This window comes from Streptomyces sp. NPDC021012, assembly GCF_044333355.1.
Lineage (GTDB): Bacteria > Actinomycetota > Actinomycetes > Streptomycetales > Streptomycetaceae > Streptomyces.
Genome location: NZ_JBIRQU010000002.1, coordinates 396,288 through 411,574, shown reverse-complemented (window position 1 = coordinate 411,574; position 15,287 = coordinate 396,288). Strand labels below are relative to the sequence as shown.

14 protein-coding genes and 1 pseudogene are annotated in these 15,287 nt (G+C 70.0%); 6 read left to right on the top strand and 9 right to left on the bottom strand.

The genetic code is table 11. The features are described 5' to 3' along the window. Positions 1 to 86: 86 nt before the first annotated feature. The 4 genes from ACH4TP_RS07235 (at position 87) to ACH4TP_RS07220 (ending at position 4,002) form a co-directional block, all read left to right on the top strand. Entirely contained in the window at positions 87 to 1,643 is a 1,557-nt protein-coding gene (locus ACH4TP_RS07235) for a sugar ABC transporter ATP-binding protein (protein ID WP_398436259.1), read from the top strand. Continuing rightward, on the top strand, positions 1,627 to 2,658 hold the full coding sequence (locus tag ACH4TP_RS07230; protein WP_398436257.1) for an ABC transporter permease: 1,032 nt from the start codon (positions 1,627 to 1,629) through the stop codon (positions 2,656 to 2,658). Before ACH4TP_RS07235 ends, ACH4TP_RS07230 begins: the two co-directional genes overlap by 17 nt. 87 nt (positions 2,659 to 2,745) lie before the next feature. After that, positions 2,746 to 3,429 (top strand): FadR/GntR family transcriptional regulator, encoded by a 684-nt coding sequence (locus ACH4TP_RS07225; protein WP_398436255.1) that lies wholly within the window; start codon positions 2,746 to 2,748, stop codon positions 3,427 to 3,429. Between the two features lie 120 nt (positions 3,430 to 3,549). Continuing rightward, entirely contained in the window at positions 3,550 to 4,002 is a 453-nt protein-coding gene (locus ACH4TP_RS07220) for a YbhB/YbcL family Raf kinase inhibitor-like protein (protein WP_398179662.1), read from the top strand. Positions 4,003 to 4,299: 297 nt separating this feature from the next. Here ACH4TP_RS07220 and ACH4TP_RS07215 read toward each other — a convergent pair whose 3' ends face one another. The 4 genes from ACH4TP_RS07215 to ACH4TP_RS07200 form a co-directional block, all read right to left on the bottom strand. Continuing rightward, positions 4,300 to 5,397: a hypothetical protein gene (locus ACH4TP_RS07215; protein ID WP_398436253.1), complete on the bottom strand. Its 1,098-nt coding sequence runs from the start codon at positions 5,395 to 5,397 to the stop codon at positions 4,300 to 4,302. Between the two features lie 712 nt (positions 5,398 to 6,109). Beyond that, complete coding sequence (locus tag ACH4TP_RS07210) at positions 6,110 to 7,948, bottom strand: hypothetical protein (RefSeq protein ID WP_398436252.1); 1,839 nt, start codon at positions 7,946 to 7,948, stop codon at positions 6,110 to 6,112. A 16-nt stretch (positions 7,949 to 7,964) separates the two neighbouring features. After that, a complete protein-coding gene (locus ACH4TP_RS07205; RefSeq protein WP_398179671.1) occupies positions 7,965 to 9,512 on the bottom strand; it encodes a patatin-like phospholipase family protein in 1,548 nt (515 codons plus the stop codon). Next, on the bottom strand, positions 9,509 to 11,197 hold the full coding sequence (locus ACH4TP_RS07200) for a GMC oxidoreductase (protein WP_398436250.1): 1,689 nt from the start codon (positions 11,195 to 11,197) through the stop codon (positions 9,509 to 9,511). The genes ACH4TP_RS07205 and ACH4TP_RS07200 overlap by 4 nt, the downstream gene beginning before the upstream one ends. Before the next feature lie 306 nt (positions 11,198 to 11,503). On the opposite strand from ACH4TP_RS07200, the pseudogene ACH4TP_RS07195 reads away from it, so the two are divergent. Beyond that, a pseudogene (locus ACH4TP_RS07195) lies at positions 11,504 to 11,821 on the top strand (integrase core domain-containing protein); the annotation flags it as partial. Here ACH4TP_RS07195 and ACH4TP_RS07190 read toward each other — a convergent pair. From ACH4TP_RS07190 to ACH4TP_RS07180, 3 genes are read right to left on the bottom strand one after another with little or no spacing between them, the layout of a single operon-like run. Next, positions 11,815 to 12,012, bottom strand: a complete 198-nt coding sequence (locus ACH4TP_RS07190) for a transposase (RefSeq protein WP_398436248.1) — start codon at positions 12,010 to 12,012, stop codon at positions 11,815 to 11,817. The pseudogene ACH4TP_RS07195 and the gene ACH4TP_RS07190 sit on opposite strands and share 7 nt — an antisense overlap. A 30-nt stretch (positions 12,013 to 12,042) precedes the next feature. Further along, the gene (locus ACH4TP_RS07185; protein ID WP_398436246.1) at positions 12,043 to 12,405 is read right to left on the bottom strand and encodes a transposase; all 363 of its coding nucleotides are present in this window, start codon (positions 12,403 to 12,405) and stop codon (positions 12,043 to 12,045) included. Further along, positions 12,402 to 12,902: a winged helix-turn-helix domain-containing protein gene (locus ACH4TP_RS07180; protein ID WP_398436244.1), complete on the bottom strand. Its 501-nt coding sequence runs from the start codon at positions 12,900 to 12,902 to the stop codon at positions 12,402 to 12,404. Before ACH4TP_RS07180 ends, ACH4TP_RS07185 begins: the two co-directional genes overlap by 4 nt. Positions 12,903 to 13,034: 132 nt before the next feature. Between ACH4TP_RS07180 and ACH4TP_RS07175 the strand changes: the two genes are divergently transcribed. Beyond that, positions 13,035 to 13,370: a hypothetical protein gene (locus tag ACH4TP_RS07175; protein ID WP_398436242.1), complete on the top strand. Its 336-nt coding sequence runs from the start codon at positions 13,035 to 13,037 to the stop codon at positions 13,368 to 13,370. Here the strand turns inward: ACH4TP_RS07175 and ACH4TP_RS07170 are convergent. Together ACH4TP_RS07170 and ACH4TP_RS07165 are read right to left on the bottom strand one after the other, a co-directional pair. Further along, entirely contained in the window at positions 13,365 to 14,162 is a 798-nt protein-coding gene (locus ACH4TP_RS07170) for a hypothetical protein (protein ID WP_398436241.1), read from the bottom strand. The genes ACH4TP_RS07175 and ACH4TP_RS07170 overlap by 6 nt on opposite strands. A 53-nt stretch (positions 14,163 to 14,215) precedes the next feature. Next, positions 14,216 to 15,238: an Lrp/AsnC family transcriptional regulator gene (locus ACH4TP_RS07165; protein WP_398179688.1), complete on the bottom strand. Its 1,023-nt coding sequence runs from the start codon at positions 15,236 to 15,238 to the stop codon at positions 14,216 to 14,218. Between the last annotated feature and the right edge of the window lie 49 nt (positions 15,239 to 15,287).

Below are 15,287 nucleotides of genomic sequence, written 5' to 3'. Positions count from 1 at the left end.
CCTGAGCGGCGGCGTGCCGACCGACTTCCTCCGCCGCCGCTCACGGCCCTGACCGCACGCCGCTCCAGCCGAAAGGACTCCCCGCCATGGCGGACCCCAGCCCCGACCGGGGCCCCGTCGTCGAGGCCGACGGGATCAGCAAGCGCTTCGGCGCCACGGTCGCCCTCAGCGACGCACGCATCTCCGTCGCACCGGGCGAATCCCACGCCCTCGTCGGCCGCAACGGCGCGGGCAAGTCCACGCTCGTGTCGATCCTCACCGGCCTGCAGCAGCCCGACACCGGCACCCTGCACTTCCAGGGAGAGCCGGCCCCCGCACCCGGTGACACCGACGCGTGGCGCTCCAAGGTGGCCTGCGTCTACCAGCGCTCCACCATCATCCCGGGCCTGACCGTCGCGGAGAACCTCTTCCTCGACCGGCAGAGCTCCGGTGCGCTGCGCCCGATCAGCTGGAAGCGCCTGCGGCACCGCGCGAGCGACCTGCTCGCCGAGTACGGCGTGGACGTCGACCCGACCGCACGCGCCGAGGACCTCACCGTCGAGCAGCGCCAGTTCGTGGAGATCGCCCGGGCCCTCTCCTTCGGCGCCCGGTTCATCATCCTCGACGAGCCCACGGCCAAACTCGACGCCCGCGGCATCGAGAGGCTCTTCGACAAGCTTCGCGCTCTCCAGCGGCAGGGCGTCGCCTTCCTCTTCATCTCCCACCACCTGCAGGAGGTGTACGAGCTCTGCTCCACGGTGACGGTCTACCGGGACGCCCGGCACATCACCACCGCCCCGGTCGCCGAGCTCGACCAGCAGGCCCTGGTGGAGGCGATGACCGGTGAGAGCGTCCGGGGCACCGAGCCCGCCTGGTCGGTGACCGGCCGTACGTCCGCGTCCGGCACTCCGCTCCTCGACGTCTCGGGCCTGAGCCTGACCGGGATCTATCACGACGTCACCCTGACCGCACGTGCGGGGGAGGTCGTGGGGCTCGCCGGAGCGGCGGCCAGCGGCAACGTCCAGCTCGGCGAGACCCTGGCCGGACTGCGACGGCCCCGGTCCGGCACGGTCACGGTCGACGGCCGTCCCGTCCGCACCGGACGCGTCCCCGACGCCCTCGCGGCCGGCATCGGCTTCGTACCCGAGGACCGGCACATCCAGGGACTCGTCCCGGAGCGCAGCGTCGCCGAGAACGCCACCCTCACCGTCACCGATCAGCTCGGCCCCTTCGGCATGGTGCTGCCCTCACGGACCAGGGCCTTCGCCGAGCGGATGATCGCCGACCTCGACATCAAGACGCCAGGGGCCTCCGCCTCCGTCTCCGACCTGTCCGGTGGCAACCAGCAGAAGGTCGTCATCGCCCGCGCCCTCGCCACCGAGCCGCACGTCCTGGTCGCCGTCCGCCCGACCAACGGGGTGGACGTCAAGTCCAAGGAGTCCCTGCTCGGCACGGTCCGCGAGGTCGCCGACGGCGGAAAGAGCGCCCTGATCGTCTCCGACGAGCTCGACGACCTCCGGGTGTGCGACCGCGTCCTGGTCATGTTCCACGGACGCGTCGTCGCCGAGTTCCCGCACGGCTGGAGCGACGAACAACTCGTCGCCGCCATGGAGGGCATGACCGGCCTGAACCACACGAAGGAATCCGATGTCTCCCACCACTGAGATCCGCACGGTCCCGACCGCCGTCGTTCCCGCGCCCGCGGAGCGCCGCTTCACCCTGGCCCGCTACCGCGACCTGTCCCTCGTGCCGGTCCTGCTCGTCCTGTGCGTCATCGGGTTCGCCGTGTCACCGGCCTTCCTCACGTCCGACAACCTCCTCGGCGTCGCACAGCAGGCCACCGAGCTCAGCCTGCTCGTCCTGGCCCAGACCCTCATCCTGATCTCCGGCCGGATGGACCTCTCCCTGGAGTCCACCATCGGCGTCGCCCCGGTCATCGCCGTGTGGCTGGTGCTGCCCGACCACGGCGCCCGGTTCAACGGCCTCGGGCTCTTCCCCGACTGGGCCGCCATCCCCCTGTGCCTTCTGGTCGGCGCGGTCATCGGAGCGGTCAACGGATTCCTCATCCTCAAGCTGCGCCTCAACGGCTTCATCGTCACCCTCGGCGCCCTCACCCTGCTGCGCGGCCTCCAGGTCGCCGTCTCCGAGGGACAGTCGATCGTCAACGTGCCCGGCTCCTTCACGTACCTCGGCCGCGCGAGCTGGCTCGGCGTGCCCGCTGCCATCTGGATCTGCGCGCTTCTGTTCCTCGTCACCGGCAGCGCGCTCGCCTGGCTGCGCCACGGCCGTGCCCTGTACGCGATCGGCGGCAACTCGGAGGCCGCGCGCGCCGCGGGCATCCGGGTCGACCGCGTCGTGTGGACCGTTCTGATCCTCGGCAGTCTGATCGCCGCGTTCGCCGGCATCCTCTACACCGGTCACTACGGGTCCATCTCCGCCGACCAGGGCAACGGCTGGATCTTCCAGGTCTTCGCCGCCACCGTCATCGGCGGTGTCAGCCTCAACGGCGGCCGGGGCACCCTCTTCGGTGCGCTCACCGGCGTGCTCACCCTCCAGCTCGTGGTCAACGTCATGACCCTCGCCGGAGTGCCACCTCTGTGGAACCAGTTCCTCAACGGCGCGATCATCATCATCGCGCTGATCATCTCCCGCTTCGCCTCCGGCGAGAAGCAGGAATAGACATCCGCCCTCACCGTCGAAGCGGCGCTGACCGTCCCTCGGGAACGGACAGCGCCGCCTCGGCGCACACCCCAGGAGAACCACGGCATGGCCGTCACCGACCTGGCCATCGAGAAGATCAAGGAAATGATCGTCTCCGGCGCTCTGCAACCGGGCGCCCGCCTTCCCAACGAGGCCGATCTGGCCGACCAACTGGGCCTCTCCCGCAGCTCCTTGCGCGAGGCCGTCCGGGCCCTCACCGCGATGCGGATCCTCGTTCCCCGGCAGGGCGACGGCACGTACGTGTCCGGCCTGGAGCCCCATCTGCTCCTGGAGTCGCTCGCCTTCGCGGCGGACGTCTCCCACGGACACACCGCAGGCCAACTTCTTGAGGTACGGAGGCTGCTGGAGCCGCAGGTCACGGCTCTGGCGGCCGGTTGCCTCACGGACGAACAGCTGAAGGAGCTGCGCGGCATCCTCGACCGGAGCGCCGAGGAGGGCATCGGCATCGAGGCGTTCGTCGCCCTCGACATCGAGTTCCACCGCGCGATCGCCGATTCCGTGGGCAATCCGGTGCTCTCGACCCTCCTCGGCATCCTCTCGACGCACACGCAGCGCCTGCGCATCGTCCGCGGCACCCACCACGCCCCGGCCCGCGAACAGGCCCACCGCGACCACGAGGCCATCTGGCGGGCGTTGTCCGCGGGCGACGCCCAACTGGCGGCCGCCGCCAGCATGGTGCACGTCGCCGCCGTCGAGGACTGGCTGGCATCCGGCCTCCCGGTCGAGTGACCGCTGGGGAGCCGCCGTTTTCGCCCGGCCTCCCGCGGTGGGCCGGGTGGGGTGGGTCGAACGAGGGGTTTCGGGTGCGGACCGGTGCCGACGCCGCCACCCGCGGGTATGGCGGGGCGCATGAGCGGAATTGAACTCAGCAGCACCGCGTTCGACGACAGAACGGTGATCCCCCGTCGCCACAGCGGGGAAGGAGAGAACATTTCACCGCCCCTGACCTGGTCGGGGGTGCCCCGGGAGGCCACGGAGCTGGTGCTCCTGTGCGAGGACCCGGATGCGCCGGGGACGACGTTCCTGCACTGGCTGGTGACCGGCATCGATCCGGGGACCGCCGGCGTGGCGGAGGGCCAGAAACCCCAGGGCGGACTGCCGTGGCCCAACGGATTCGGGCGCGTCGGCTGGGGAGGGCCGATGCCCCCGCCGGGGCACGGGCAGCACCGCTACTTCTTCCGTCTGTATGCCCTGTCCGAGCCGCTGCCGCTGCACGGTCACCCAGGCGCCGAGGACGTGCACCGTGCCTTGAAGGGCAGGGAGCTGGCTTCGGGCACCCTGGTCGGGACCTATCAGCGCTGAACGTGGCATCGCCGATCGGCCGGATGAGCCGGTCACCGGCGCGGAGCTGTTCCCGGGGCCTGCGGGAACGAGGCGCGGCCGTAAGCGGCACGGCGTGACATCCGAGGATCCTGTTGCCGAGTACGCCCTCGGTCTTGCCGACGTCCTGTCCGGCCGGCCGTGGGCGGGCCCCGTCGAGCAGGTCGTGCAGAAGCCCGACGCCGACGACGCGCATGGCCGAGCGCCGAGACCGTCATCGCGATCAGGGAGGGTTGGGTGCTCATCTGCCGGGGGAGTGGAACGGGCAGCGTGCCGGTGTCAGGACGGGGTCCCAAGGTCGGTGTACCGCAGCAGGGCGCCCACGCCCTCGTACAGTCCCAGCTCGCTCTCCGGTACGACCACCAGTTCGGCACCAGTGCCGACGACGGCCCTGACAAGGGCCTCGTCGGCGCGCTCCTCACGTGGGGCCCGCACGCCGAAGGACATCAGCTCCGCCTCGCTCAGGGCGAGCTGAGTGGGCTGCGAGCCTGCCCAGAGCAGCAGCGACGACGCGGGTGGGCGGTTCAGCAACAGTGCCGCCACCTGGCCGCGCTGGAGAGCGGCCACAGTGGCGGCCAGCCCTTCCGCCATGGGTCCGTCCAGGGCACGCCGGCCGATGAAGACGTCCACGAGTTCCCGGTCGTGCGCGGCCATGCGCCCGCGGAAGACGCCGTCGAGCTGGGGCTCAAGGAGGGCGCGTCGGGTGTCGGTGGGAGTCCGGCCGCCCACGCGTACGACCTTGTCCCGAAGGGTGTGCGGCAGGCGGCGGATCAGTACGTTGCACGCCCACTCGTCGCCGCCGACGACGACGGCGTCGGCATGGGCGCGCCGCGCCCGTTCGTCCAGCCGATGGCCGAGCCGGAGGGCGGTGCGGTGCCAGGTCGCCACCGAGACCCTGCGGTGCAGCCGCTCACCCGGGGCGACGGTGGACGTGGGCCAGGTGCCGGTCTCCGCCTCCAGCGTCACCCACCCGCGGGCTTCGGCGGTCGGCAGGCCGCCGTAGTGGACGACCACGGCCATGTAGGGGATCTCCGGAACGTGCTGGGTGACGAGGGGCATCGCGTCCGGCAGGGTGCTGTAGCGCGCGGAGTCGTGCTCGGGCGGCCAGGGCAGCTCCCCGTTCAGCACGAGCATGCCGTGTGCGGCGAAGAGGGTCTGCCCGTGCACCCCGGGCACCTCGGTGTCGGTGCCGACCACCTTCTCCAGCACGTTCAGCAGCCCCTGATCCGCGCCCTGACGGGACAGGCTCTCGCGCAGCTGCCGCCAGCGAAGCGCGATCGCCCGCTCGGGATCCTCTGTGTTCCGGGAGGTATCCAGGTACACGGAGGCGTACGGACCCGGCTCCGCGTAGAGGGGCTCAAGGAACGACAACCTCATCGCCACTCCTCGTCGATGGTGCCGATGGTCTCCCCACATTCGATGATGCATGTCCCCGAGGGTGACGGAGCCCGACGAGCGCAGAAGAGCGGTGGCGGCACAGCGGCCGCCGATCTCCTCTTCCCGGCCCTTGGCACGTGCGGGAGCGGGTGGCGCCCGGCGTCAGGGGGGCCGGGGCGTGCAGAACTCGGCCGAGACGACCTTCTTGCCGCCGCCCCGCCTACTGCGGCTCCTTCGCCTCTCCCAACCTCTTCGGAGGACGCGAGAGGGCGCGCCACGGCTCACCGGCGCCATCGGGGAAGGCGCCGGCCCCCTGATGGTTCGGCCAGTCCTCCCTCGCCGCGCACGCGCTCGTCCCGGCCCGCAACGCCGTCCGGGGCGGCCCCGCTCATCAACAACGCGCTCCAAACACTGTGCCCCACCGGGACCCCCGGCTTCGTGGCACGCCTGCGCACCCCGCTGCCGCTCGGACCGGGCACGCTCGACCGGGGCCGCAGCCTCCGCCACATCTGAGAAGGCGGCGCGGTACCCGGACTGCTGGTACCCCGGCTGACCGGCCTGTGGCGGGCCGGACGGTTCCCCTTCGACCGGCTGATCCGCGCCTACCCGCCGACCGACCGTAACCGTGCTGGGGAGAGCCGTGACGGTGAGGCGGTCGCCGTCAGCCGGAAGGAGTGGGTTCGCAGACAATCGGTCCGGTGCCTCCTCGCGGTCACCCCTGACCGTGCCGTGCGATCACGACGGGTTCCTCGATGAGCCGTACGGTCGGCGCAGGCTCGGGTACCGGCCGCTTCCACACGCCCTCTGCGTCCGCGACCTCGTCGATCTTCCAGTTCCGGCAGGTCCCGTCGAGTGCCAGCGGGTAGAGGGTGAGCGTGCCGTCCTGTGCGAGGTGCATCCGGAGGAAGCCCTTGTGGTCGTCGATGGACTGCCCGGACATCTGCCAGTCGGCGACCAGGCCCCGGTTCGTCCACAGCACCCACAGGGCGAAGAGCTGGGAGCCGAGGGAAGCGCCCAGCACCGCGGCGACGACCAGCAGGATCGCCAGGAACGCGAAGCCGTTCCAGGAGGACGGGACCGACCGGGCGATGGCGACGGTGACGGTCAGGGACGCTGCGGCGACCGCCGCCTGGAACAGCACGGCCACGACCGGACCGGACGGCGCCCTGGGGCGCCGTTCGCGCAGCAGCCCACTCCACCAGCCGATCACGAAGGGCAGGACGAAGAGGACGACACTCGTGCAGAGCAGGCCGAGCACATCGTCGACGCCGGCGCTCCGCAAGGCCCCGACGGGATTGTGCCGGCCTTCGGCCAGCGCGAACGCGCCGCTCATGATCAGGACGAGCACCACCTGTACCGCCCCGGCCAGGACGGCGAATCCGGGGTTGCGCCGAGGGAGCCAGTACCGCGACCACGGCTCGGCGATGGCGCGGGCGAGCGAGCGGGACTCCGCCGCGTCCGGGTACGTGTGCTGGGCGAGGGCGAGCACAGTCGGCGGCTGGTCCTTCTTCTGCATGCGCGAGGCGGCCGGCGGCAGGAGCAGGGCCTTCGGGAGCCTGTGGGTGGACGAGAGGTACGCCCCACCGAGGCCGCACGTCACCATCTGGCGCCGCCGGGGGTCCGGGGGCAGGGCATCGCCGGCCCCGGCCCGGTCGTCGGGCAGCCGCTCCGCGTAGCGGGCGTAGTGGTGCTTGTCGCCGGTCAGCCACAACCGGATCGAGGCGCCCGTCTCCTCGCGCTCCCGGGTCGTCCGGTCGAAGCGGGACCGCACGATGTTGCGGTCGAACCAGTGCAGGGAGTTGAAGGCGTCGGGCCTCTCGTCGCTCCTCACCCAGGTGGGCTCGGCCGAGCAGACGATCACGCTGTCACCCGGACGCAGCCGCGGCGAGAGGTGGGTCTCGAAGTAGCGCCGCTGCGGATCGTCGAAGTAGGTGCCGAGCTGGCTGTCCAGACCGACGAGCCACCAGTGCTGCGGCAGTTCCACGGCGAAGTAACTCCGGGTCTGCCGGGTCTGCCAGCCGCCGATCGCGCTTTCCTGGGCGAACATCCTTAGGAACGCGGTGAGTCCGTCGTACCAGTCGTGGTTGCCCGGCAGCGCGACCATGAGCGGCTCGTCCGGCGCCGACGGGAGCGCCGCGCGGTAGGGCCCTTTCATCCGGTCCTCGTACCCGGTCGCCGACGCCACCGGGTACACCTGGTCCCCGCCGAGGACGAGCAGCGCGCCACGGGGGAGCGGGTCGGCCCCGTCGACGGCGAGTCGGTCCGCCCCCAGGACGGATGCCACCGAGGCCGTCGCCTCGAATCCGTCGCCGAGGTCCGCGACGAAATCGATCCAGATCTCCTCGGCGCCGGGATCCGCCAACGGCGCCCGCAGGAGACCGGCCTTCAGGGCGCCCTGGATCTCTCGCTTGTCCGAGTAGTCGGCGAAGACGGCGGCCAGCAGGACCTTGACCGCCGTACGCGCCAGCTCCTTCGGCGCGAGCCAGCGGACCTGCTCCTGAGGAGTGAATCGGAGCGCCTCCGCGTGTCTGCGCAGTTCATGGAAGTCCATGTCGACTCCTCCTCGGTCACAGCGGGGACCAGGGCAGGACGTTCTGCGCGTACACGTCCCACAGCTTGCCGAGGAAGAACTGACCGAACCGTCCCAGGGCGGTGACCCTGCCGGGCAGCGTCGGCGCCTCGACCCGGAAGGTGGTGAGTTGCTTCAGGAAGTCGGTGGGGCGGATGTGAACGGTTCCCGAGGCCACCGACTCGGCTCCGGACTCCTCGTCGGCAGCGACGTGACCACGGAGGATGTGCGTGTACAGGACGGACGTGTCCTTCCAGATCCCCCGACGGGAGTCCTCGCTGACCTCCTTGTACCCGCTGAGAGTGAGCCGGTGACCGGCCCGGTCGGTGAAGAACAGGCGGTAGCGCATCCGCAGGTGCTCCGGGTCGGAGTGCTCCACGAACAGCTGGAAGGTTCCGCGTTCGACCGGCAGGCGCCCGCCCAGCTCTTGGCAGAGGATCTCTCCGCGCAGCTCGGCCTCGTGCTCCGGGTCGGCGAGGAAGCGGTCCATTCCCCGGATGTCCACGGTCACGTGCAAGGTGATGTCAGCGGCGGCTCCGCCCGCCGACGAGGCCGCCTTCCGGGGGTCGTCCTCCCCGAAGACGACACGGCCGACCATGCGCTCGGTGAAGCGCAGGCGGGTCGGGTCGTCGGGGCGGTCCGGAGGCTCGCCGGGCTTGCAGGGGATCCCGTGGTCCGTGCACCAGCGGCGCGCATGCTGGACTCCGAGTTCCACGGCCTGGGCGAATCGGTCCCGGCTGAAGTTGATGAGGTAGTTCAGGGGGACCTCGCCGTCCAGCAGCCGGACTTCGATCGGGCGCCCGAACTCTCCCTCCTCCCCGTCGCGGATGGCGGCGTTGCTGGCCTCGATCCGGCGCAGCCATTCCTGGAGCCGGCCGTTGGCCGTCGTCTCGATGATGTGGAAGTAGTTGGCCACGAAGCCGTTGCGCCAGCGGTGCCTTCGGCTGACCGTCCAGATGATCCACAGTTCGTCGCAGCCCCGCCGGATCGCCTCCTCGACGTTCGCGTCGGTCAGATAGACCGGGTCGATGTACGTCTGCCCGTCGATGACGACCGGAGGGAACCACATGGGAAGCGCCACCCCGGCACAGAGCCGGTCCTCGTCCATGCGGTCGGCGGTCACCGGCTCCAGTTCGTTGGCACTGAAGTTGTAGAGGTTGAAGGTGGCTTCACGGTCGGTGGCCCGGATCCGCTCCCAGTCGAGACCCCAGTCCGGGAAGACGTGACGCCGGTAGCCGTCCAGGGTGAAGAGGGAACGGGCGTAGGGCCCCTTCGGCAGTTCGCGCCAGTTCGGGCTGACGCCTTTCAGCGGAGAGAGCGTGCGCCAGTTGTCGGCGATCTCGCGCCCGGACATCCCCTGGCAGTACATCGCGAGGTTGAACACGCCTCCGCTGGCGCCGTCGGAGTGGTCGAACGTCAGCTCGGCCTCGTCGAGCAGGACCTGGAGGACGCCGGCCTGGTAGGCCACCTTCAGCCCGCCGCCGGCGAGGAGGAGGGATCTGCGCGGGGATCCGCCGTGGGGCGTGGTGCCCGGTCCGGTCGTCATGAGGGGTCCTCGGAGTTCTGCCGGTGGTCCTCGATGATGCGGGTGGCCGACCGGTCGGCGAGCGCTGCGATGGTGAGCGACGGGTTCGGGCCGACGGGGCCGGGCAGCACCGAGCCGTCGGCGATCGACAGTCCCGGGTAGCCGTACACGCGGCCGAAGGGGTCCACGACGCCTTCCCGTGCGCTGCTCCCCATCGGAGCGCCGCCCACGGGATGCACGGTGATGAGGCGGTTGAGCAGCCACAGGGGATTCGCCGCGTAGCGTCCGCCGAGACTGCGGGACACCCGCTCCATGGTCTCGTTCATCTGCTCGAAGTACCGATCGGACGCGGCCGGTTTCCAGTCGAGGTCCAGATTCCCGTCCCGGAGGAACATCCGGCCGTCGGGCACGTCCCTTCCCATGCCGAGCAGCGGCAGGGACGTCGCGGTGAACAGCCCCTTGCCCAGGGCGTCACCGAGCTGTCGTCCCACACGGCTTCGTGCGGTCCCGGTCAGCCGCGACCACCCTCGGCGCAGCAGGAACCTCGCGACCCTGTCGGACATCGTGAGGACGTTGTCCTCGACGAGCCAGTTGAGGAATTCCGGGTACCCGGCGTCCTCGATGTAGAACCCCCGGTCCCTCTCGCCGCTCCCCTTGCGGTCCACCCGCATCGCACTCGTGATGACCGGCCCGAAACTCGGCTCCATCAGGCGCGGCACGGTCTCCCCGGGCCGGTCCCGACGCCGCTCCTTGGCCTTGAACACCAGCCCGAGGAAGTCCCCGTTCCCGGAGAAACGCGTTCCGAGGGCCGGGCTGAGCGCGGGGAAGGCGCTGCGGTTCCGCAACAGCAGATAGGTCGTGCCGAGCGTGCCGGCGGAGAGGATCAGCCGCCTGGCCCTGACGGTTCGCCGTACGGGAGGGGCCGACGGATCCTCGTCCCCGGCGGCGCGGTGCTCGATGTACGAGACCTGGAAGCCCTCTCGGACCGGTTCGAACGAGCGGACCTCGCAGAGGGTCCGGATGTCCGCCCCGAGCCGGTGCGCTGCGCTGAGGTAGGTGAAGTCCAGACTGTTCTTGCTGCCGAGGTTGCAGCCCAGGTCGCATTCGCCGACGAGCCTGCACGCATAGCGCGGGCTGTGGTGCAGATTGTCCTCGCCGCCGGCGAGGGGGGCGCCGGGCACCGGAGGGTCTCCGAAGGAGACGGCCAGCAGCGGAAGTTCCCACGGAAGCCCCAGCCGCTCGGCAGCCTGGCGCATGGCGAGGGTCTTGGGCGTGCTCCGATAGGGCTCCACGTCGAAGGGGTATCTCCGCGCGCCCAGCATGGTCTCGACCGACTGGTAGTGCGGATCGAGGTCCTCACGGGTGACGGGCCAGTTCTCGTAGCCGCCATCGAAGGACTCGTGCACGAACCAGCTTTCCGGCTTGCGGATCAGCACGTTCGCGTAGATCAACGACCCTCCGCCCAGCCCGCTGGACACGAGCGCGTCCATCCCTGAGAAGCTCCACATGTCGTACATCCCGTACAACCGGGAATCCGGGTCCCAGAAGTTCTTGGCCGTCTCGTGGGGGCTGCGGGGGAAGGACCCGGGCGGGAACGGCTTCCCTCTTTCGAGGACGCATACACGGAGGTCGGCGTCGGCCAGGCGATACGCCGTCACGGACCCGCCGAAACCCGACCCGACGACGACGGCATCGAAAACGTCCACGCTCGCCACCTCTGGAAGCCGGAGCCGGAACAGCTGCCTTGACTCCCCCGTCTGCGGCTGCCGCACGCACGACCTCTCTCCATGGTTCACCCGCGTGCGGTGAATCGCATGTCGAAGTCGGGCGGAGGCCAGGTGTACGTCGTGGACTCAGCCCTGGCACAGGGCGTCGAGGCCGAAGGCGTCGACGTGCTCCCCGAGCCGGACGGTCCGAAGAGGGCGGCCTGGTGTATTGATCACGAGCGTTGTCAACGCTGACTGGTCTTCGTCTCCCACCGTGATGCCCGGCTGACCGTTCACGGCAGGCGGATCCTGGTCGAACGCGTCCTGACCGACAACGGCTCCTGCTGCAGGTCCAAGCTCTTCACCCAGAGCCTCACCGCGGCCGGCATCGCGCACAAGAAGATCCGCCCCTACCGGCCGCAGACCAACGGAAAGGCCGAACGCTTCAACCGGACGCTCCTGGACGAGTGGGCCTACCTGCGGCCCTGCACCTCGCACCACGAGCGGACAGCGGCTCTGTCGGATTTCCTCCACACCTACCACCACCACCGCTGCCACACCGCACTCGGCGGGCCCCCGCCCATCAACTGCGTCAACAACGCTGCGGGTCAATACACCTACTGATCTTTTCGTAAGTTCGGTGGGTGTGGTGGGTGGAGGGTCAGGCCGGTGTGGGCGAGGAAGGACCAGGGCAGGCGGGGGTTGTCGTTGATCCGGCGGATGCCCTGTTCGGTGGCGTCGGCGACATCGGCGAGATGGTCGCCGGCGAGGTTGGCGAGTTCACGCTTCTTGAGCGAGGACCACAGCAGTTCCACCGGGTTGAGCTCGGGTGCATAGGCGGGTAATCACTCCAGGGCGAGCCAGTCCTGCTCGGCGACCCAGGCCCGCATCGCTCGGCTCCGATGAGCGGACAGCCCGTCCCAGACCAGCACCACCCGCTCGCCGCGGTAGAACACCTTCATCTGCTCCAGGACCTCGATGAGTCCGGCGGTGTCGTAACTGCCGGGCTTGAGGTGGAAGCACAACCGAGGACCCCGATCGGGGTCGGTAGCGTGATAGCCCAGGGCCCCGGCCATCGACGCGCGTTTCCAGTTCAGCCGGTGCCGCAGGAGCGGGGTGCGGCCGCGGGGCGCGTAGGTGCGGCGGACCTGCGGCAGCAGCGACACACCTGATTCGTCGAGGAACACGATCCAGGCACGTGTGTTCACGGCCCCTTTTTGATGCGCGGCCACTCATGGGCGATCCAACGGGCGATCTCAGATTCGTCCCGCTCGACCGCCCGCCGTTCGGGCCGCTGCAGGCTCCATCCGAGCCGGCCGGTCAGCAGCCGCCACATCGACGCCTTCGACAGCGCTACTCCGGTCACCCGCTCGATCACCAGGCCGACTCGTTCCAGGGTCCACAGATCGGCCTCGAAGCCATGCGTCTGGGCGCCCCGCTCCAGCGCGGCCCGCACCCGCTCGACCTGGGCATCGTCCAGCTTGGGCGGGCGCCCGGTGGCCGGGCGCCGACGCAGAGCATCGGCGCCGTCCATCTCCCAGACCCGTTTCCACCGCCGCACACTCTCGTCACTGACGCCCAGCATCCGCGCGATCTCGGCACCCGAACACCCCTGGTCGAACAACTCGGCCGCCCGCACACGCCGGGCCTCGGCCAACTGCGGCCGCGTCAAAGGAGGAACAACAGACGAAGGCTTGAAGGACACCACATCAGGATCCCACCAACGACATCACCACACCCACAGAACTTACGAAAAGATCAGTACGAGGGAACAGGGATCCACGACACTACGACGGCCGAAGTCGCTGGGGGCTGGGAAAACGTCGAGGAGACCCGCGTGGTGCTCCGCAAAGACGGAACGGCTCTTCTCGAAAAGCTCGACGGGCAAGACTTCGACTTCGAGGACGGATGGCGCCTCTCCGGTACGGGAACCTGGCAACTGACCGACGACGATGGCGGACAGGTCGTCCGACTCGCACTGACGGCCCGGACCCGACTGGAGAGCCGTTCCCCCGCAACGGCCACTGACGCCTCGACTCCCGAACCCCCATCGATAGACTCGTGGTCCTTCTGTGTGGACCGCGATCAGCACGACGAGTTGAAGCTGTTCTTCTTCTACGGCGATCCCGACATCGGGAACACATACGTGATGAAGCGCGAGACGGGTTCATAGCCATTCGTTGATCGCTGCGACCAGTGCAGTCGCCTCGTAGCGGACCGTGAGCTTGCCGTAATGCGTGGCGACCGCACGGTTCCGCCCGGTGGCCACTGAAAGATCGTTCACGGAAGTGCGGACAGAACCGAATTCGACGAGCCCCATCATCACCAGCCGCTGCTCGGCGCGGGCGAGGCGGCGGGGGGTCGCGACCAGGACGCTGGTTGGGTCGGCGGGGTCGAGTGACGGGGAAAGGACAGTGAGGGTCTTCACGCCGAGGTCGACGCCGGCGGTCCCACGCCGGCGCTGCCGCTGTGACGGCTGCTCGGGGACAGTCATGGCGACCTTGCACAACACGGAGGCGTACCAGCGGTGGCCGGTCCGGGAGACAGTCGCGGACTGCACGACCGCCTGGCCGCGTTCGACGAGGCGGCCCAGGCGCTTGCCGGAGTCGTGCAGGCGGACCTCACCGATCATCGGCAGCCGCAGCCTCCGGTACGTCGCCAACCGGATCGACGGCTTCTTCACGTGGTGGTGAAGACGGAAGGAATCCCGGGCCCGGCCCTTCTTCTTGAACCGCAGGTAGTCGACCCTCGGCCCCGCCCGCACACCGCGCAGCGAATCGAGCCAGTTCCTCCACGCCCGGTCCACGTCCGCGAACGCCGACTGAAACGCGTACGTGCTGACCTCGTGCCACCACGGACACGGCCGCTCCGGACCGGCGTCCGCGTCTGGAAGGCTCTTCTCCGGCGGACAGTCACTCTTGTCGGTGCGTTTTCCCTGTTCGAGGGCAGTGTTGTCGGCGTACACGTAAGAAGAGGTCCGTACGCCAACACGCGGCTACTGGTGTGCCGGAAACACCGTCAGGCCGGGATCGCCCAGGGCCCCATCGGAACGGTGCGGCTGCTGTGTCCGGCCGCGTCGAAGACGCGGCCCATGCGCTTGGCGGTGTGCAGGGCGATGGTCCGGTCCAGCACCGCGAGGGTCGGGCAGCGTGCGGCCAGGTCGACCTCCAGATGGTGCACCTCGTCGACCGAGCGCAGCCACAGGATCACCAGCAGGTTGTGGGTGCCCGCGGTGGTGGCGATGAAGCGGACGCTGGGAACGGCGGCCAGAGAACGGGCGACGCCGCTCAGGTCGGCGGCGGGCACCCGTGTCCACAGCGAGACCGTCACCGGGCGTTCGATCAGGGGCGCGGCCACGTCACAGCGCAGGGCGGCCTCCCCGGTGGCCAGCAGCCGTTCGCAGCGGCGTCGCGCGGTGGCCGCGCTGGTGCCCGTGCGTTCGGCGAGCTGCTGCCACGGCATCCTGCCGTCCCGGCTCAGCTCCGCGAGCAGCCTGCGGTCCAGCTCGGACAAGTGTCTGGCGGCCGGCCGTGCGGCCGCTGCCCCGAAGGAGCGGGGGAGCGCCCCGTGCGCGAGGGCCTGGGACTGGCCCGGGTCGAGCGCGTCGAGTCGCCACCGGCTCGCCTCGGTGACCACGGTGGTGGCGATGGTCACCGTGGACCCGACCACCCCGGGAAGCCGTTCGACCCGGTCCAGCAGATAGCGCGTGAACGCGCCGGGCCCTGGCGTGATCACTTCGACAAGCAGGTCGTGACTGCCCGCGGTGATCTCGACGGTGACGGCGGCCGGGTCGTCGACCAGCGCGGCGGCCACGTCCTCACGTCGCCCGGGCGCGCACCGGAGCGCGACGAACGCGACGAAGGCGTCGGCCCGCGGGCCCGGCACAGCGGTCACCCAGGCCGTGCCGCTCGCCTGGAGCTGTTCCCAGCGCCGTGAGGCGGTCGCGGCGGTGCAGCCCAGCACGGCGGCCAGCTCGGACCAGGTGGCGCGCGGCTGTACCTGGAGCGCGTGCACCATTGCCAGTTCTTCCTCGCTGATCATGCTCGTTCCTTGCGTTTGTCCGGTCATTTATGACTGATTCGGTCTGTGT

What these genes read in the sequence shown, in the direction of transcription:
- ACH4TP_RS07235 (WP_398436259.1), top strand. Translation starts at nt 87, where the DNA reads ATGGCGGACCCCAGCCCCGACCGGGGCCCCGTCGTCGAGGCCGACGGG.
- ACH4TP_RS07230 (WP_398436257.1), top strand. Translation starts at nt 1,627, where the DNA reads ATGTCTCCCACCACTGAGATCCGCACGGTCCCGACCGCCGTCGTTCCC.
- ACH4TP_RS07225 (WP_398436255.1), top strand. Translation starts at nt 2,746, where the DNA reads ATGGCCGTCACCGACCTGGCCATCGAGAAGATCAAGGAAATGATCGTC.
- ACH4TP_RS07220 (WP_398179662.1), top strand. Translation starts at nt 3,550, where the DNA reads ATGAGCGGAATTGAACTCAGCAGCACCGCGTTCGACGACAGAACGGTG.
- ACH4TP_RS07215 (WP_398436253.1), bottom strand. Translation starts at nt 5,397, where the DNA reads ATGAGGTTGTCGTTCCTTGAGCCCCTCTACGCGGAGCCGGGTCCGTAC.
- ACH4TP_RS07210 (WP_398436252.1), bottom strand. Translation starts at nt 7,948, where the DNA reads ATGGACTTCCATGAACTGCGCAGACACGCGGAGGCGCTCCGATTCACT.
- ACH4TP_RS07205 (WP_398179671.1), bottom strand. Translation starts at nt 9,512, where the DNA reads ATGACGACCGGACCGGGCACCACGCCCCACGGCGGATCCCCGCGCAGA.
- ACH4TP_RS07165 (WP_398179688.1), bottom strand. Translation starts at nt 15,238, where the DNA reads ATGATCAGCGAGGAAGAACTGGCAATGGTGCACGCGCTCCAGGTACAG.